Annotated in this window: 19 protein-coding genes and 1 tRNA gene; 5 read left to right on the plus strand and 15 right to left on the minus strand. The window is 61.7% G+C overall.

From position 1 onward, the window contains the following. Position 1: 1 nt before the first annotated feature. From nuoF to tpiA, 9 genes are all read right to left on the minus strand, one after another. Positions 2-1,297, minus strand: a complete 1,296-nt coding sequence (gene nuoF / locus MOV80_RS06450; RefSeq protein WP_019103467.1) for an NADH-quinone oxidoreductase subunit NuoF — start codon at positions 1,295-1,297, stop codon at positions 2-4. Beyond that, complete coding sequence (gene nuoE / locus MOV80_RS06455; protein ID WP_019103468.1) at positions 1,297-1,797, minus strand: NADH-quinone oxidoreductase subunit NuoE; 501 nt, start codon at positions 1,795-1,797, stop codon at positions 1,297-1,299. Before nuoE ends, nuoF begins: the two co-directional genes overlap by 1 nt. Further along, positions 1,797-3,050 carry an NADH-quinone oxidoreductase subunit D gene (locus MOV80_RS06460; RefSeq protein WP_019103469.1) on the minus strand — a complete coding sequence of 418 codons (1,254 nt, stop codon included), beginning with the start codon at positions 3,048-3,050 and terminating at the stop codon, positions 1,797-1,799. Before MOV80_RS06460 ends, nuoE begins: the two co-directional genes overlap by 1 nt. Then, positions 3,043-3,639 carry an NADH-quinone oxidoreductase subunit C gene (locus tag MOV80_RS06465; RefSeq protein ID WP_019103470.1) on the minus strand — a complete coding sequence of 199 codons (597 nt, stop codon included), beginning with the start codon at positions 3,637-3,639 and terminating at the stop codon, positions 3,043-3,045. Before MOV80_RS06465 ends, MOV80_RS06460 begins: the two co-directional genes overlap by 8 nt. A gap of 11 nt (positions 3,640-3,650) precedes the next feature. Then, positions 3,651-4,127: an NADH-quinone oxidoreductase subunit B gene (locus tag MOV80_RS06470; protein WP_019103471.1), complete on the minus strand. Its 477-nt coding sequence runs from the start codon at positions 4,125-4,127 to the stop codon at positions 3,651-3,653. Beyond that, positions 4,118-4,474 (minus strand): NADH-quinone oxidoreductase subunit A, encoded by a 357-nt coding sequence (locus tag MOV80_RS06475; RefSeq protein WP_019103472.1) that lies wholly within the window; start codon positions 4,472-4,474, stop codon positions 4,118-4,120. The genes MOV80_RS06470 and MOV80_RS06475 overlap by 10 nt, the downstream gene beginning before the upstream one ends. A 93-nt stretch (positions 4,475-4,567) precedes the next feature. After that, positions 4,568-4,652, minus strand: a tRNA-Leu gene (locus MOV80_RS06480). 17 nt (positions 4,653-4,669) lie between these two features. After that, positions 4,670-5,020 (minus strand): preprotein translocase subunit SecG, encoded by a 351-nt coding sequence (gene secG, locus MOV80_RS06485; RefSeq protein ID WP_194427681.1) that lies wholly within the window; start codon positions 5,018-5,020, stop codon positions 4,670-4,672. Between the two features lies 1 nt (position 5,021). Continuing rightward, a complete protein-coding gene (tpiA, locus tag MOV80_RS06490; protein WP_043590756.1) occupies positions 5,022-5,768 on the minus strand; it encodes a triose-phosphate isomerase in 747 nt (248 codons plus the stop codon). Positions 5,769-5,956: 188 nt separating this feature from the next. Here tpiA and pstS point away from each other — a divergent pair, with 188 nt between their 5' ends. From pstS to MOV80_RS06515, 5 genes are all read left to right on the plus strand, one after another. Further along, positions 5,957-7,000 (plus strand): phosphate ABC transporter substrate-binding protein PstS, encoded by a 1,044-nt coding sequence (gene pstS, locus MOV80_RS06495; RefSeq protein WP_043590754.1) that lies wholly within the window; start codon positions 5,957-5,959, stop codon positions 6,998-7,000. Between the two features lie 67 nt (positions 7,001-7,067). After that, positions 7,068-8,030 carry a phosphate ABC transporter permease subunit PstC gene (pstC, locus tag MOV80_RS06500; RefSeq protein ID WP_019103115.1) on the plus strand — a complete coding sequence of 321 codons (963 nt, stop codon included), beginning with the start codon at positions 7,068-7,070 and terminating at the stop codon, positions 8,028-8,030. Between the two features lie 35 nt (positions 8,031-8,065). Next, on the plus strand, positions 8,066-8,959 hold the full coding sequence (gene pstA / locus MOV80_RS06505) for a phosphate ABC transporter permease PstA (RefSeq protein ID WP_019103114.1): 894 nt from the start codon (positions 8,066-8,068) through the stop codon (positions 8,957-8,959). 12 nt (positions 8,960-8,971) lie between these two features. Next, positions 8,972-9,736, plus strand: coding sequence for a phosphate ABC transporter ATP-binding protein PstB (gene pstB / locus MOV80_RS06510; protein WP_043590752.1), 765 nt, complete (start codon positions 8,972-8,974; stop codon positions 9,734-9,736). 255 nt (positions 9,737-9,991) lie between these two features. After that, positions 9,992-11,446 (plus strand): inorganic phosphate transporter, encoded by a 1,455-nt coding sequence (locus MOV80_RS06515; RefSeq protein ID WP_081574191.1) that lies wholly within the window; start codon positions 9,992-9,994, stop codon positions 11,444-11,446. Positions 11,447-11,841: 395 nt separating this feature from the next. Here MOV80_RS06515 and recG read toward each other — a convergent pair whose 3' ends face one another. The 6 genes from recG to hemW all read right to left on the minus strand — a co-directional run bounded on the left by recG (position 11,842) and on the right by hemW (position 17,712). Next, positions 11,842-13,890 carry an ATP-dependent DNA helicase RecG gene (gene recG / locus MOV80_RS06520; RefSeq protein WP_249604939.1) on the minus strand — a complete coding sequence of 683 codons (2,049 nt, stop codon included), beginning with the start codon at positions 13,888-13,890 and terminating at the stop codon, positions 11,842-11,844. A gap of 82 nt (positions 13,891-13,972) precedes the next feature. Continuing rightward, positions 13,973-14,401, minus strand: coding sequence for a DUF2147 domain-containing protein (locus MOV80_RS06525; RefSeq protein ID WP_118268277.1), 429 nt, complete (start codon positions 14,399-14,401; stop codon positions 13,973-13,975). 187 nt (positions 14,402-14,588) lie between these two features. Next, positions 14,589-15,425, minus strand: coding sequence for a PhzF family phenazine biosynthesis protein (locus MOV80_RS06530; RefSeq protein ID WP_249604940.1), 837 nt, complete (start codon positions 15,423-15,425; stop codon positions 14,589-14,591). Then, positions 15,422-15,880, minus strand: coding sequence for a DUF4124 domain-containing protein (locus MOV80_RS06535; RefSeq protein WP_162787864.1), 459 nt, complete (start codon positions 15,878-15,880; stop codon positions 15,422-15,424). The genes MOV80_RS06530 and MOV80_RS06535 overlap by 4 nt, the downstream gene beginning before the upstream one ends. Positions 15,881-16,120: 240 nt before the next feature. After that, a complete protein-coding gene (locus tag MOV80_RS06540; RefSeq protein WP_043642167.1) occupies positions 16,121-16,501 on the minus strand; it encodes a RidA family protein in 381 nt (126 codons plus the stop codon). Next, a complete protein-coding gene (gene hemW, locus MOV80_RS06545; RefSeq protein WP_249604941.1) occupies positions 16,501-17,712 on the minus strand; it encodes a radical SAM family heme chaperone HemW in 1,212 nt (403 codons plus the stop codon). Before hemW ends, MOV80_RS06540 begins: the two co-directional genes overlap by 1 nt. Between the last annotated feature and the right edge of the window lie 49 nt (positions 17,713-17,761).

Here is a 17,761-nt window from a genome sequence, read left to right on the forward strand (position 1 = left end):
CTCAACACCATTTGTGGTCCACCAAGGTCTTTCCGTGTTCGATCGCGTACTCGAACTCGTGACGGAAATGCTTGGTGAAACTGCGAACCGGGAACACGGCGGCGTCGGCCAGCGCACAGATAGTGCGGCCCGCCATGTTATTGCCCACGGAATCCAGAAGCTCCAGATCGCCCGGACGGCCCTGGCCGTTGGCGATGCGGTGGATCACACGGTACAGCCAACCGGTGCCTTCTCGGCACGGCGTGCACTGGCCGCAGGATTCTTCGTGGTAGAAGTAGGCCAGACGCTCCAGCGCCTTGATCATGCACACGTCTTCATTCATCACGATGACAGCGCCGGAACCCAGCATCGAGCCGGCTTTGGCTATGCTGTCGTAGTCCATCGTGCATTGCATCATGACGTCGGCGGGCAGAATGGGCGCGGACGAACCACCCGGGATCACCGCCTTGAGCTTCTTGCCGTCGCGCATGCCGCCGGCCATTTCCAGCAGCTCGGAGAACGGAGTGCCCAGCGGGATCTCGTAGTTGCCCGGACGGTTCACATGGCCGGAGACCGAGAACAGCTTGGTGCCGCCGTTGTTCGGCTTGCCCTTTTCCAGGAACGGCTGCGCGCCGTCGCGGATGATGAAGGGCACCGAGGCGAACGATTCGGTGTTGTTGATGGTGGTCGGCTTGCCGTACAGGCCGAAGCTGGCCGGGAACGGCGGCTTGAAACGCGGTTGTCCCTTCTTGCCTTCCAGCGACTCCAGCAGCGCGGTTTCCTCGCCGCAGATATAAGCGCCGTAGCCATGATGGGCAAACAGGTCGAAGTTGAAGCCGGAGCCCAGAATGTTCTGTCCCAGCAGACCCGCTTTGCGCGCCTCATCCAACGCCTCTTCGAAGCGCTCGTATTCGGCGAAGATTTCACCGTGGATGTAGTTGTAGCCGGCCTTGGTGCCCATCGCGTAACCGGCGATGATCATGCCTTCAATCAGCGAATGCGGATTGAAGCGCAGGATGTCGCGGTCCTTGAAGGTGCCCGGCTCGCCCTCGTCGGTATTGCAAACGACGTATTTGTCGCCCGGGAACGAACGCGGCATGAAGCTCCACTTCAGGCCGGTGGGGAAACCCGCGCCGCCGCGGCCGCGCAGGCCGGAGTTTTTCACTTCGGCGATCACGTCTTCCTGGGCCATCTTGCTGTCCAGAATGCGGCGCAGCGCCTGGTAGCCGCCGCGCGCCTCGTAGGCGCTCAGTTGCCAGCAATTGGGATCGGAAGTGTCGACGCCATCGAAAATCACGCCATTGACGAAGATTGCCATTATTTCAGCTCCGCCAGTTTCTTATCGATTGCTTCGGGCGTCATGAAGCTGCACATCTTGTGGTTGTTGACCAGCAAGACCGGCGCGTCGCCACAGGCCCCCATGCACTCCCCTTCCAGCAAGGTGTACTTGCCGTCCGCGCTGGTTTCGCCGATGGCGATGCCCAGCTTCTTGGAGATGTACTCAGCCGCGTTGACGCCGCCGGACAAGGCACAGGGCAAGTTGGTGCAGACGGTGATCTTGTACTGCCCAACCGGCTTCATGTCGTACATATTGTAGAAAGTGGCGACTTCGTAAGCGGCTACCGGCGGAATCTGCAGGTAGTTGGCGACGAATTCGATCACCTCGGTATTCAGGCAACGCTCCTCCGGAGCGGAGCCCGCTTCGCGACGTTCAGTCAGCGCGATGCGCAAGGCGCCCATCACCGCGGACCGTTTCTGGTCTGCGGGATATTTGGCGACTTCGCGATCGATTTTGGCTAGCGATTCAGCGGACAGCATCAGCGGTCAATCTCCCCAAACACGATATCCTGCGTACCGATGATGGCCACCACGTCGGCGATCATATGGCCCTTGGCCATCTCGTCCAGCGCCGCAAGGTGGGCGTAGCCGGGCGCGCGAATCTTCATGCGGTACGGCTTGTTTGCGCCGTCGGACACCAGATAGACGCCGAACTCGCCTTTCGGGTGCTCGGTGCCCACGTAGGCCTCGCCCTCCGGCACGTGCATGCCTTCGGTAAACAGTTTGAAGTGGTGGATCAGGTCTTCCATATTGGCCTTCATGCCTTCGCGCGAAGGCGGCGCCACTTTATGGTTGTCGGTGATCACCGGGCCTGGGTTCTTACGCAGCCATTCCACGCACTGGCGGATGATGCGGTTGGACTGGCGCATCTCTTCGACGCGCACCAAGTAGCGGTCGTAGCAATCGCCGTTGACGCCCACGGGAATATCGAAGTCCAGCTTGGAATACACATCGTAGGGCTGCTTCTTGCGCAAATCCCAGGCGATGCCGGAGCCGCGCAGCATCGGACCGGTCAGGCCCAGGTTCAGCGCGCGCTCGGGCGACACCACGCCGATCCCGACGGTGCGCTGCTTCCAGATGCGGTTGTCGGTCAGCAAGGTCTCGTATTCGTCGACATAAGTCGGGAAACGCTTGGTGAAATCGTCGATGAAGTCCAGCAGCGAACCCTGGCGGCCTTCGTTCAGGCGGGCCAGTTCGCGGGCGTTCTTGATCTTGGAGACAGTGTACTGCGGCATGCTGTCCGGCAGATCGCGATACACGCCGCCGGGACGGAAGTAGGCCGCGTGCAGACGCGCGCCGGACACCGCTTCGTAGCAGTCCATCAAGTCTTCGCGTTCGCGGAAGGCGTACAGAAATACGGTCATCGCGCCGATGTCGAGACCATGCGCGCCAATCCACAGCAAGTGGTTCAGCAGGCGGGTGATCTCGGCGAACATCACGCGGATGTATTGCGCCCGCTCAGGCACTTCGATGCCCAGCAGCTTCTCGATGGACAAACAGTACGCGTGCTCATTGCACATCATGGACACGTAGTCCAGACGGTCCATGTAAGGCAGCGACTGAATGAAGGTCTTGCTCTCGGCCAGCTTCTCGGTGCCGCGATGCAGCAGGCCGATATGCGGGTCCGCGCGCTGGACGACTTCGCCGTCCAGTTCCAGCACCAGACGCAACACACCGTGAGCGGCAGGGTGTTGCGGGCCGAAGTTGAGGGTGTAGTTACGGATTTCAGCCACCGTAGTTCTCCTCGCGAATGATGCGCGGCGTAATTTCACGCGGCTCAATGGTCACCGGCTGATAAATCACGCGCTGTTGTGTCGGGTCGTAACGCATTTCCACGTGACCGGACAGCGGGAAGTCCTTGCGGAACGGATGGCCGACGAAGCCGTAGTCGGTCAGGATGCGGCGCAGGTCAGGATGACCGTCGAAAACGATGCCGAACAGGTCGAACGCCTCGCGCTCGAACCAGTTGGCGCCGCTCCAGACGCCCACGACCGAAGCGACCACCGGGAAGGCGTCGTCTTCGGCGAACACGCGCAGGCGGATGCGCTGATTGTGCTTGACCGACAGCAGATGGTAGACCACGGCGAAGCGCGGACCGTCCCATACCTCGTCGCGGTACGCGCTGTAGTCCACACCGCACAAATCGATGCATTGCTCAAAAGACAGGTCGGCGTGGTCGCGCAGCGTGGTCGCCACGGCGATCAGATCCGCCGCCTTGCATACAATGGTCAGCTCTTCCAGAGCCAGCGTGCTTTGCACGAGCTTGTCGCCCAGCGCCTGCTGCACAGCCGACCCTAACGCTTCCATTTTCTTGGAGGCCATAAGTTTCTACCTTAGCGGGCGATGGTGTTGGTGCGTTTGATCTTGTTCTGCAGCTGAATGATGCCGTACAGCAAGGCCTCTGCAGTTGGCGGACAGCCGGGCACGTAGACGTCGACCGGCACAATGCGGTCGCAGCCTCGCACGACTGAATAGGAATAATGGTAATAGCCGCCGCCGTTGGCACAGGACCCCATCGAGATCACCCAGCGAGGCTCGGCCATCTGGTCGTAAACCTTGCGCAGGGCCGGAGCCATCTTGTTGCACAGCGTGCCGGCCACGATCATCAGATCGGACTGGCGCGGGCTGGGACGGAACACGATGCCGAAACGGTCCAGATCGTAACGCGCCGCGCCGGCGTGCATCATCTCCACCGCGCAACAGGCCAGACCAAAGGTCATCGGCCACAGCGAACCGGTTCGGGTGTAATTGATGAGCTTGTCAGCCGTTGTGGTGACAAACCCTTTCTCCAGAATACCTTCTACTCCCATTCCAGAGCTCCTTTTTTCCACATGTAGACGAAGCCCAGGGTCAACACGCCCAGGAACTCCACCATGACGCCCAGACCATAAGTCCCCAACTCCTTCAACACCACGGCCCACGGCAGCAGGAAAGCGACCTCTAGGTCGAACAGGATGAAGAGGATGGCTATCAGATAATAGCGGACGTCAAACTTCATGCGAGCGTCTTCGAAAGCCTCGAAGCCGCACTCATACGGAGACAGTTTCTCAGGATCGGGACGATTGGGAGCCAGCAGTTTGCCCAATAAAATAGGGCCTACGCCGACCAACAGTCCGACCATGACAAACAGCAGAATGGGAAAGTAATTTTGCAGCATTTCCCGTACACCCCCACGAAATAAAGGGGGTTACCCCCCTTTGGCTCCAAATAAAACAGGCCACCGGAGTCCCGGTGGCCTGTTTTTGAATGGTGGTGCCGACAGTGAGACTCGAACTCACACAGCTTTCGCCACTACCCCCTCAAGATAGCGTGTCTACCAATTTCACCATGTCGGCACAGCAAGCTTTAATTGTTACTCCGGTATTTTCGATGCCGTACCCGAAGCTTTATCGCTAGGCACACCGGCCGGGATTTGCGGTGCAACCTGTTCAACCTTGGCTCCCATTACGCCCAAATCGCTTTTTCCGCCCCCAGACAGAAAAACCAGAGCAAGGGAAGTCGAGAAGAACACGGCCGCTGCGACAGCGGTTGTCCTACTCAAGAAATTCGCAGAACCAGACGCGCCGAACAAGCTACCGGAAGAGCCGCTACCGAAAGCCGCCCCCATGTCCGCGCCTTTGCCGTGCTGCATCAAAACCAGCACGATAATAGTCCCTGCAGACAGGAGATTTACGATCCAAATAAGCGTCTTAATAAGTTCCATACTATATCAATTTTCCTGCGGCTTGGCAAATTGCCCTGAATGAACCGGCGTCCAGAGATGCCCCTCCAACAAGGGCTCCGTCGACATTTTCAGTCGCCAGAATCGCTTCGGCATTCTCTGCCTTGACACTGCCGCCGTAGAGGACGCGAATATTATCGGAGGCCTTGACGTTTTGCAAGCACCATTTTTTGATCGCGCCGTGGATTTCGGCGATTTGCGCCAGCGTCGCCACCTTGCCGGTGCCGATCGCCCAGACCGGTTCATAAGCCACAACGTATTCACCATGGTCTATCTCGGACAGAAGCGCAAGCTGATCTCTAATCACCTCTAGCTGACGGCCGGCCTCCCGCTCTTCCAGGGTCTCGCCCACGCACAGCACCGGCACCAGGCCGGCCGCGATGGCGTTCCGCATCTTCCGCAACAAAGCGGCGTTGCTCTCGCCGAAATACTGGCGGCGCTCCGAGTGACCCACCAAAGTGTAGCCGCAGCCGATATCGGCCAGCATCGCGGCGCTGGTTTCGCCGGTGAAGGCGCCGTCTTGATCGAAGGCGCTGACATCCTGCGCGCACAGCCGGAGCGGCTGACCGCGCAGCCGTTCCGCCAGGCCGGCCAGGTAGACGGCCGGCGCGGCCACGCCCACCCAATCGCGGTTGCTCGTCTCATCCGCCAGCAGCGCCTGCAACAGCGTCTGAGCGCTGTCGGCGCGGGTATTCATCTTCCAGTTGCCAATTACCAGCTTGCCGGCCATTTCCGCCTCCCGCGATTCTCGAATATCAGCCGATTATATCCGCAGCCGCCTTGTTGGCTCAAACTGACATCCAGCTGACATTGATTGTCCGCAAACGAAGCCGTTTCCACGACTTGTAATATTCCTGAAAAATTTCCGTCTTAGCATGCGCCCATTACCACGCACCTCATCCATTCTCAGGAGTAGGCATGAAACAGTCTGTTCGTCTGGCCGCATCGTTTGTTCTCGGTTCCGTCTGCCTGTCCGGCGCGGCCGCGGCCGCCGACATCACCGGCGCGGGCGCTACCTTCCCGTACCCGCTGTACGCCAAATGGGCCGCCGCCTACAAAGCCGGCACCAACAACAACCTGAACTACCAGTCCATCGGCTCCGGCGGCGGCATCAAGCAGATCCAGTCCAAGACCGTGGACTTCGGCGCGTCCGACATGCCGCTGAAGCCGGAAGAGCTGGAAAAATCCGGCCTGACCCAATTCCCCACCGTGATCGGCGGCGTGGTGCCGGTGCTGAACGTGCCCGGCATCGCTCCGGGACAGGTGAAGTTCACCGGCCCGCTGCTGGCGGACATCTACTTGGGCAAAGTCGCCAAGTGGAACGACCCGGCCATCGCCAAGCTGAATCCCGGCGTCAAACTGCCGGACCTGCGCATCTCCGTGGTGCGTCGCTCCGACGGTTCCGGCACCACCTTCATCTTCACCAACTACCTGTCCAAGGTCTCTCCGGACTGGGCCAAGGAAGTCGGCTCCAACACCGCGGTCAGCTGGAAAGGCAACCCGGTGGGCGGCAAAGGCAATGAAGGCGTGGCCAACTACGTGACCCGCATCAAGGGCGCGATCGGCTACGTGGAATACGCCTACGCCAAGCAGAACAAGTTGGCCTTCGGCCTGATGCAGAACCAGGCCGGCAGCTTCGTGAAGCCGGATGAGTCCAGCTTCAAGGCCGCCGCCGCCAACGCCGACTGGAAAAAAGCGCCGGGCTTCTACCTGCTGCTGACCAACCAGCCGGGCAAGGACAGCTGGCCCATCGCCGGCGCCACCTTCATCTTGATGCACAAGAAGCAGGACAAGCCGGCTCAAGGCGGCGAAGTGTTGAAATTCTTCGACTGGGCTTACAAGAACGGCGACAAGACCGCGCTGGATCTGGACTACATCCCGATGCCGGATGCGATCAAGGGCGTGATTCGCGCCAGCTGGAAGCAAATTGCCGACAACAGCGGCAAATCGGTGTGGAACTGAGCCGCATACCATGCACGCAGGCCGGGGAAGGCTTCCCCGGCTTTTTGTCTGATAAATGAGCATGCATATGCAAAAGTTGAGTCACTCGCAGCAAATCAAAACCCAGCTGCTGCTGGACAATCTGTTCCGCTGGGTTACCCGTTTCTTCGCCTTCCTGGTGCTGGCCTTGCTGGTGGGCATCCTGATTTCGCTGTTGATCGGCGCGCTGCCCAGCATTCAAGCCTTCGGCTTCAAGTTTCTGGTCACCAGCGACTGGGATCCGGTCAATGAGCAATTTGGCGCGCTGGTGCCCATTTTCGGCACCCTGGCCACCTCTTTCATCGCCCTGCTGATCGGCGTGCCGGTCAGCTTCGGCATTGCCCTGTTCCTGACCGAATTGTGCCCCACCTGGCTGAAGCGGCCGCTGGGCATCGCGGTGGAACTGCTGGCGGGTATTCCGTCCATCATCTACGGCATGTGGGGCCTGTTCGTGTTCGCTCCCATTTTCGCCGACCACGTGCAGCCGCTGCTGACCGACACCCTGGGCAATATCCCTCTGCTGGGCGTGCTGTTCCAGGGCGCGCCGATGGGCATTGGCATTTTCACCGCCGGGCTGATCCTGGCCATCATGATCATCCCCTTCATCGCCTCGGTGATGCGCGATGTGTTCGAAGTGGTGCCGGTGATGCTGAAGGAGTCCGCCTACGGTCTGGGCTCCACCACCTGGGAAGTGGTGCGCTATGTGGTGCTGCCTTACACCAAGACCGGCGTGGTCGGCGGCATCATGCTCGGCTTGGGCCGCGCGCTGGGCGAGACCATGGCGGTGACCTTCGTCATCGGCAACTCCACCCGCTTCGCCGCCGGCCTGTTCGAGCCGGGCAATTCCATCGCCTCCTCTCTGGCGAATGAATTCGCCGAAGCCAATGGCGAGCTTTATCTCTCCTCCCTGATTCAACTGGGCCTGATCCTGTTCTTCATCACCTTCGTGGTGCTGGCGTGCTCCAAACTGTTGTTGCTGCGCCTGAAGAAACAGGAAGGTCGCCCGTCCTGAACACGAGAGACGCTAACCGCATGAGCCAAACCGTTATGAATTCCGCCCTGCGCCCGCCCCAATCCGCCATTTCCTCCAAGGCCGACAGCAGCGTTTACCGCCGCCGCCGGCTGGTGAACCGCATCAATATGGGCGCGTCGATGTTCACCATGGCCTTCGGCCTGTTCTGGCTGTTCTGGATTCTGAGCACCTTGCTGCAGCACGGCTTGTCCGGACTCAACTGGGAGGTGTTCACCGCCAGCACGCCACCGCCGGGCAGCACCGGCGGCTTGGCCAACGCCATTTACGGCAGCCTGATGATGACGGCCTTCGGCACCCTGTTCGGCACACCGATCGGCATCCTGGCCGGCATCTATCTGGCCGAGTTCGGCCAGCGCGGCTGGCTGGCGCCGGCCACCCGCTTCATCAACGACATCCTGCTGTCCGCGCCGTCCATCGTCATCGGCCTGTTCATCTACGAGGTCTACGTGGTGTCGGTCGGCCACTTCTCCGGCTGGGCCGGCTCCTTCGCGCTGGCCATCCTGGTGATTCCGGTGGTGGTGCGCACCACCGAGAACATGCTGCGCCTGGTGCCGGGCAGCCTGCGCGAAGCGGCGTCGGCGCTGGGCGCGCCGCAGTGGAAGGTCACCTTGCACGTCACCTTGCGCTCGGCCAAGGCCGGCGTGTTGACCGGCATTCTGCTGGCGGTGGCGCGCATTTCCGGCGAAACCGCGCCGCTGCTGTTCACCGCGCTGAACAACCAGTTCTTCAACAGCAATATGAACCAGCCGATGGCCAACCTGCCCATTGTGATCTTCCAGTTCGCGATGAGCCCGTACGAGGACTGGCACAAGCTGGCCTGGGCCGGCTCCCTGTTGATCACCTTCAGCGTGCTGACGCTGAACATCGTTGCCCGCTGGATGGGCAGCCAGAAAAACCAATCGCATTAAGGCTTGCAGACCATGGCTGAAATCCACTCCAAGCTTCAGGTCAAGAATCTGAACTTCTTTTACGGTAATTTCCACGCGCTGAAGAACATCCAGCTGGAGATCGCTTCGCGCAAGGTCACCGCCTTCATCGGCCCGTCCGGCTGCGGCAAATCCACGCTGCTGCGCACCTTCAACCGCATGTACGAGCTCTACCCCGGCCTGCGCGCCGAGGGCGACATCCTGCTGGACGGCCACAATGTCCTGGGCCGCGACGTGGACGTCAACCTGCTGCGTGCCAAAGTGGGCATGGTGTTCCAGAAGCCCACCCCGTTCCCGATGTCCATCTACGACAACATCACCTTCGGCGTGAAGCTCTACGAAAAACTGTCCAAGGGCGAGATGGAGGACCGGGTGGAATGGGCGCTGCGCAAGGCCGCGCTGTGGGACGAGGTCAAGGACAAGCTCAAGCAGTCCGGCAATTCGCTGTCCGGCGGCCAGCAGCAGCGGCTGTGCATCGCGCGCGCGGTGGCGTCCAAGCCGGAGGTGCTGCTGCTGGACGAGCCCACCTCGGCGCTGGATCCGATTTCCACCGCTCACATCGAAGAGCTGATTCATGAGCTCAAAGAGGACTACACCATCGCCATCGTCACCCACAATATGCAGCAGGCGGCTCGGGTGTCGGACTACACCGCCTATATGTATTTGGGCGAACTGATCGAGTTCGGCGACACCGACTCCATCTTCACCACTCCGCAGAAGAAGGCCACCGAAGACTACATCACCGGCAAGTTCGGCTGATTCCGCCCCAGCTCGCAGACCGCCGTCATGACCGTTTCCGGCATGACGGCTTTTGGCGTTCGCAGGCGCGGAAAAGCGCATGACGGCGGCAAAAAACCGCCTAAATCAGCCGGCCTCCCGGACCGGTCTGTCAAGGCGATTCCACATGGTTTGCCGGCAAATACGACACCATTTATTTTTTTTTTATAAGTACTTGACGGCATTGGCCTTGGACACAACAATCCCGCCTTTACGATACTGTGTGCACATTTCACCATGTTGGACCTGTTTTCCGGGCTTGAGACCCACGTCGCCATCACCCTGGTGCTTTCCCTGGGCTTCGTGCTCGCCTTTGAGTTCATCAACGGCTTCCATGACACTGCCAACGCGGTGGCTACCGTTATCTATACCCAGTCGATGAAACCGCGCCTCGCGGTGTTCTACTCCGGTATTTTCAATTTCCTCGGCGTCATCACCGGCGGCCTCGCCGTAGCCTACGCCATCGTGCACTTGCTGCCCGTGGACCTGCTGATCTCGATCAACACTACCCGCGGCATGGCCATGGTGTTCGCGCTGCTGACCGCCGCCATCGCCTGGAACCTGGGCACGTGGTACTTCGGCCTGCCCGCCTCCAGCAGCCACACGCTGATCGGCGCCATTCTGGGCGTGGGCGTGGCCAACAGCCTCATCCACGGCACTTCGCTGTCCCATGGCATCAACTGGAGCAAGGCCATCGACGTCGGCGCCTCGCTGCTGGCCTCGCCACTGGTGGGCGCCTTGCTCGCCGCGCTGATCGTCATCCTGCTGCGGCGCTACCGGCCTCACAGCAATGTGCACAAGACCCCTTACCAACGCCAGCAGGTCGAAGGCCGTAAACATCCGCCGTTCTGGACCCGCTTCATGCTGATCGTGTCTTCCATGGGCGTCAGCTTCGCCCACGGCTCCAACGACGGCCAGAAAGGCGTCGGCCTGATCATGCTGGTGCTGATCGGCATCGTGCCGGCCAAGTTCGTGCTGGATCTGGACAGCACGCCCTACCAGCTGGACCGCACTCGCGACGCCGCCATTCACTTGCAGAAGTTCTACGAGCGTCATCAAGTCGAACTGAGCAAGATCATCGTGCCGTCCAAGGGCTCCAGCCAGTACGAATGCCACCCGCTGGAAACCGGCGACACCGTCAAGCGCCTGCTGAACACCATGGGCGACGGCGGCGACTACCATGCGCTGAGCTCCGAACAGCGCTGGAATGTGCGCACCGAACTGCTGTGCCTGGACGACGCCGCCAAGAAGGCCTCCGCCCTGCCCAAGCTGTCCGCCGACGACAAGCAGATGCTGCAGAACCTGCGCAAGGATTTGACCACCACCACTGAATACGCGCCCACCTGGGTGATCGTCGCCGTGGCGCTGTCCCTTGGCATCGGCACCATGGTCGGCTGGCGCCGCGTGGTGAAAACCGTGGGCGAAGGCATTGGCAAGAAAGACATGACTTACGCTCAGGGCGTATCCGCGCAAATGACCGCCGCCATCTCCATCGGCCTCGCCAGCCAGTTCGGCTTCCCGGTATCCACCACTCAGGTGCTGTCCAGCGCCGTGGCCGGCACCATGGTGGCGGACAAGGCCGGCTTGCAGATGTCCACTATCCGCTCGATCGCATTGGCCTGGCTGTTCACGCTGCCGGTATCGATGTTGCTGGCGGGCGGACTGTACTACGTGGCCTCGCTCTGGTTGTAATATAAGGTCTTCCCTGCCTCTTCTAAGAACCTGCGCTTCAGCGATACGGCGTTGAAAACAAGCTCAAAATGCTCATGTACCACTTGTACATTCCGCTTTTTCGCTTGTTTTCGCCTTGTCTCGCCCTTGCTCGCGAGACTTTGAACAGGCTCTAAGGCTGTCGAGAAAGTCAAAGCCACCGCATTGCGGTGGCTTTTTCTTTTGGCATTTCCTTGTCGGAAAATTTTCGATTGACCTGGGTCAAGCTTTAAGCCGGCACTGCTTGTGCCAATATTTTATAAATTGCTAATATTTGCTCGCTTCATCATGGTTTCTCCTTTGTTGTTTGCAGCAATCCCTTTGCGCCTCAGCCCCCCAGCCGAGGCGCTTTTTTTTTTGCACTCGCCATGACGCACTTAAGCCTTGAGAAACTGCTCGCGCCCCGCCAGCCAACGGTCCAGATGAGCATCCACCGCCTGCGGGTGGCGCTCCAGCAGCAAGGGCGCCAGTTCCCGCGCCGCCTCCAACAGTTCCAGGTCCTCCTCCAGATTGGCGAAGCGCAGCATGGGCAGGCCGCTCTGGCGTGCGCCCAGTAGTTCGCCGGGCCCGCGAATCAGCAAGTCCTGCCGCGCGATCTCGAAACCATCAACATTCTCGTAAATCACTTTCAAGCGCGCCTTGGCCAAGTCGGATAACGGATTGTCGAACATCAGCACGCAGACGCTGCGCGCGCTGCCGCGCCCCACCCGGCCGCGCAGCTGGTGCAACTGAGCCAGGCCCATGCGCTCTGCGTGCTCTATCACCATCAAGCTGGCGTTAGGCACGTCCACGCCCACCTCGATCACCGTGGTGGCCACCAACACTTGCAGTTCGTTTCGGGCAAAAGCCGCCATCACCGCCGCTTTTTCGTCCGCCTTCATCCGGCCATGCACCAGCCCGACGCCAAGCTGCGGCAGGTCGGCGGTGAGTTGCTGATGGGTGTCCACCGCGGTCTGCAATTGCAGGGTTTCCGATTCTTCGATCAGCGGGCACACCCAGTAGGCCTGCTGCCCGTCGGCGCAGGTCTTGGCCACGTGGGCGATGATCTCCTCGCGGCGCGCGCTATTGATTAGCTTGGTGACGATGGGCGTGCGCCCCGGCGGCAGTTCGTCTATCACCGACACGTCGAGATCGGCATAGAAACTCATCGCCAGCGTGCGCGGAATCGGCGTCGCCGACATCATCAGCTGGTGCGGCTCGCCACCCTTCTCCTTCAACGCCAGCCGCTGGCCGACGCCGAAACGGTGTTGCTCGTCGACAATGACCAGGCCCAGGCGATGGAAGGCCACCTCGTCCTGGAACAAGGCATGGGTGCCCACCGCCAGCCGCGTTTCGCCGCTGGTGATCGCCGCCATCGCTTCTTGCTTTTGCTTCTTGCGCAAGCTGCCGGCCAGCCAGCGCACGGGAACGCCCAAGGGCTCCAGCCAGGCGGACAGTTTGAGGAAGTGCTGCTCCGCCAGAATCTCGGTCGGCGCCATCAGCGCCACTTGGTAGCCGGATTCAATCGCGGTCAAGGCGGCCAGGGCCGCGACGATGGTCTTCCCGCTGCCCACGTCGCCTTGCAGCAGACGGTGCATCGGATGCGGCTGAGTCAGGTCGGCGCGGACTTCAGCCAAGGCCCGTTGCTGCGCGCCAGTCAGCGAGAACGGCAGGCGCTCGACCAACGCTCGGCTCAACATGCCGTCGCCGCGCAGCGGCGGCGCGCGGCCCAGCCGTCGAGCGCGATAGGCCAAACGCATCGACAGCTGCTGCGCCAGCAATTCGTCGAACTTGAGCCGCTGCCAGGCCGGCAGTCTAGGGTCGGCCAATTGGCTGGCGCTGTAATCCGGCGTTGGCAAGTGCAGCAGGCGGATCGCCTCGGCGAACAGCGTCAGCCGCAACGGCGCGGCCAGTTCCTCCGGCAGCGTCTCGCCCAAAGGCTGGCTGTCCAGCTCGGCATGGATCAGCTTGCGCAGCGCCGGCTGGGTGAGGCCGTTGACCGTGGGATAGATCGGAGTCAGGCTGTCCGCCAGCGGCGCGCCATTGCCCACTTCGCGGATTTTGGGGTGCACCATCTCGTCGCCGGCGAAGCCGCGGCGGATCTCGCCCAAGGCGCGCACCCGGTTGCCGGTGGTGAATTGCTTGACCTGATTGGGATAGAAATGAATGAAGCGCAGCACCAGGCTGCCGCTGGCGTCCTCAATGCGCGCCACCAGCTGACGGCGCGGCCGGAACTGGATTTCATGGGCGATCACCTCGCCCTCCACCAGCACCGCCTGGCCATACGGCGCGTCGGCGATGGCGTACAGATGGGTCTCGTCCTCATAGCGCAGCGGCAGATGCAGGACCAGGTCGAAACGCCGGCGTATGCCCAGCTTTTCCAGCTTCTTGGCCAGTGCCGGCGCCACGGCCGGCGGCTGATTGGCGGGGTCGATTAGGGAGGTCATCAGCAGCGATTGTACCCAATAAAGAAAAAGGCGGAAGCTGTTCGCGCTCCCGCCTTGCTCATTCTCGCCGCGGCGCTTGCGCTTACTGGCGCTCCCACACCTGAGAACGGAAGAAGGGGCCAATGTAGCCGCGCACGCGCAGCTTCTTGCCATCTTCGATCAGCTTGGCGCCGGAGGTGTAGATCTTGCCGGACTTGGGGTCCAGAATTTTGCCGCTGCCCCACTCTGCGCCGTCTTTCTTCAGCCCCCAAAGGATTTGCATGCCGTTTACCGGCTTGCCTTTGCGATCGCCTTCGCATTTGTCGCACACCGCTTCCGGGCTGGCGAACAGCTTGATGATCTTGCCGTTCAGTTCCCCGCTGGCGCTTTCCGTGATCTGCACCAGGGCCTTGGCCTGCTTGGTTTCGTCGTCTATCGTCTTCCAGACGCCGGCGGCGCTGTCGGCCAGCGCCATGTGGCTGAACAGGCCCAGCACGGACGCCAGGCAGGCGGCTTTGGCGAATTTGCTCATCTTGATTTCCTCGCGAGTCGGGCCGAGAGGCCGCTCCGCGAACGGGCGGCCGCAGCGGCCTTTTAATTATCAGAACGCCGCCCCGGAACAGCCGGCACGCCGAAAAGAAACGTTGGTTTGGAGCAGCGGCTCTAGGATGCCAACAGCCAATGCCGCCGTCAAGAATGGAGACGAAGAGCGATGAAACTCACAAAGATATCTCTCCGCGCCCTACCCTCTGCACTCGCCCGCCCACTAGGATCTCGCCCTCGGCGCCCACTTGCAGATGCAGCACATTGGGCCGCGCCAGCGCCGCCCCCTGCTCCACTCGCCACTGCAAGGGCCCAAGGCCGTTGAGCGCGCACCAGCCGCCCAGATTGGCGCATGCCGATCCGGTGCCTGGATCTTCCAGCACTGCGCCCTGCTGTTCGAAAAACAGCCGCACGGTGGCGACGCCGCCGTCCTCGTGCCACAGATAGGCGACGCTGCGTCCCGGCCTCAAGGTGGCGTCGCGCAGCAGCAAGGCATGCACCGGACGGGCGCGCAACACCGCGCCGGCGCTGGCGGCGCGAATCAGCAGCTGTTCGCTGCCGGTGTCCACCCATACCGGCTCCAGCGCGATGTCCTCCTCGTCCAGCCCCAGCATCGCCGCGGCCTGAGCGCGGCTGAGGCCGGCGGCGCGCGCGCTGGGCGGGTTCGCCCGCAAGGTGTAAACGCCGTCGCTGTGGAGGATGGGAATCAGGCCGGCGTTGGTGCGCAACTGAAAGCGGGAGTCCAGCTCCCCGCGCCAGTGCAGCGCCGCCGCCGCGCCCAGCGTGGGATGGCCGGCGAACGGCAGTTCCTGGCTGGGGGTGAAGATGCGCAGCCGCGCAGCCGCCTCCCCGTCCGGGAACAAAAATACGGTTTCCGACAGATTCATCTGTCTGGCCAAGAGCTGCATCTCGCGCTCGTCCAGCCCGCTGGCGTCGGAGAACACCGCCAGTGGATTGCCGCCAAAGCGCTCCTCGGCGAACACATTGACCAATTCGAACGAATACCCGCTCATGCCCCCTCCCGGAATGGATGACACGCCGCCGCGGCCAGTTTTTCCTCGACGCCGGCCAGACGCTCGGCCAGGGACTTCCTGGCCGGCGCCGCCGCCAAGGACTGCCGCAAGCGCCGCTGTTGAAGCTCCAGACCATGACAGCGGCGACGCGCTTTGTCCAGTTCCCGCGCTTGCGCACTCTCAGCGCGGCTGCGTTGCGCCTGTCGCCGCCGGGCCTCGCGCGCCTCCTCGGCGGCCCAGCGCCGGCTTTGGGCCTGGGACTCGGCCACGCCCCGGCGCTGGCGCTCATCCTGTACCACCACGCTCAACGGCGGCGGCTGGAACGCTTCCGCCGCGCCGCCGTCGGCGCAGGCCCGGTCGCGGTAGGTCAATCCGCCTTCCGCGTCCCGACATTTGTAAACCTGGGCCCAGACCAGGCCCGGCAGCAATAACAACAGTGCGATCCAGATGCTCATGCGACCTCCGCGGCAGGAATGAACGATCCGGATAGTTAACATGAAAAAAGGCGGCCTGGGCCGCCTTGTGGTCTGACATTTCGAGCAGTTGGGCTGCTCAGAGCCTGTTTACGATCTCGCGAGCTAAGGCGAGACAAGGCGAAGACGAGCGAAAAAGCGGAATGTACACACGGTACATGAACATTCTGAAGCTGTTCTCAACGCCGTATCGCCAACGCGCAGCAGATCGTAAACAGGTTCTTAGAGCACCAGAACCGCTTCCGCCTCCACCAACACGCCCTTGGGCAGGCTGGCCACGCCCACGGCGGCACGCGCCGGGAAGGGTTGGCTGAAATACTGGCCCATGATTTCGTTGAAGGTGGCGAAATTGGACAGGTCGGTCAGGTAAGCGTTGAGTTTGACGATCTGGTCCAGGCTGCCGCCGGCGGCTTCGCATACCGCCTTCATGTTCTTGAACACCTGATGGGTTTCAGCGGCGAAACCGCCTTCCACCACGTTCATGGTGGCCGGGTCCAGCGGGATCTGGCCGGACAAGTAAACGGTGTTGCCGGCTTTCACGGCTTGCGAGTAAGCGCCGATGGCGGCCGGGGCCTTGTCGGTGTGAATGATTTCCTTAGCCATTATTCATCTCCTTCTTTCAGGAACAGGGTTAATAAGTCATTGAGGAAGCGTTGGCCCTTGAGCGTGGGCCGTAACATCACGGCGTCGCGCTCAATCAGGCCTTGCGCCTCGGCTTGCGTCAACGCGGATTGTATGCCGGACAGCGGCAGACCGGTGCGCTCTTGGAATAGACGCAATTCGAAGCCTTCGGTCAGCCTCAGCAGGTTCATCATGAATTCGAACGGCAGTTCGTCGCGCGTCACCTTGCGGCTGCTTTGCAAGGGCTTGCCCTCGGCCACCGCTTTCAGATAGGCGGCCGGCTGCTTGTGACGCATCTGACGGACAATGCCGGCGTGGCTGCTGATCTTGCCGTGGGCGCCGGCGCCGATGCCGACATAGTCGCCGAACTGCCAGTAGTTGAGATTGTGCCGCGCGCGGCGGCCCGGCCGCGCGAAGGCCGAGGTTTCGTAGTGCTCGAAACCGGCGGCGGCGAGCCGCGCTTCGATCGCCTCCTGCATATCGGCGGACACTTCGTCGTCCGGCAGATTGCGCGGCGTCTCTGCGGCAAACAGGGTGTTGGGCTCTATCGTCAGGTGATAGGCGGACAGATGAGTAATCCCATAGGACAGCGCGGTGTCCAGATCGGCCAGCGCTTCGTCCAGGGTCTGCCCCGGCAACGCGTACATCAGGTCCAGATTGACGTTGTCGAAGTGGCTGAGCGCGATGTCGATGGCGCGGCACGCCTCCTCGCCGTCATGGATGCGGCCCAGCGCCTGCAAATGCGCAGGCTTGAAGCTCTGGATGCCGATGGACAAGCGATTGATGCCGGCCTCGCGGTAGCCGCGGAAACGCTCGGCCTCGAACGTGCCGGGATTGGCTTCCATGGTGATTTCCGCATCCGGCTGCAGACGCATGCGCGCGCGCACGCCGGCCAGCAGCGCGTCCATCGCCTGCGGCGAGAACAGGCTGGGCGTGCCGCCGCCCATGAAGATGCTGGTCAAGGGACGGCCCCAGACTTCCGGCAGGCTGAATTCCAGATCGCGCAGCAAGGCGTCGACATAGGCCATCTCGTCGAAACCGCTCTTGGGCTCGTGCGAATTGAAGTCGCAATACGGGCACTTGCGCACGCACCACGGGAAATGGATGTACAGCGACAACGGCGGCAACTCCGTCAAAGCGGGCTGCCCGCCCAAGCCCCCAAGCGCGGACAGCGAGATCTTGGTCACCTGCACGTTGCAGCTCCTTGTCGCTTCAGCCGGGCACAGAAAGGAAGGAAGGGCT

This window comes from Chromobacterium sp. IRSSSOUMB001 (genome assembly GCF_023507765.1).
In the GTDB taxonomy this organism is placed as follows: Bacteria; Pseudomonadota; Gammaproteobacteria; order Burkholderiales; family Chromobacteriaceae; genus Chromobacterium; species Chromobacterium haemolyticum.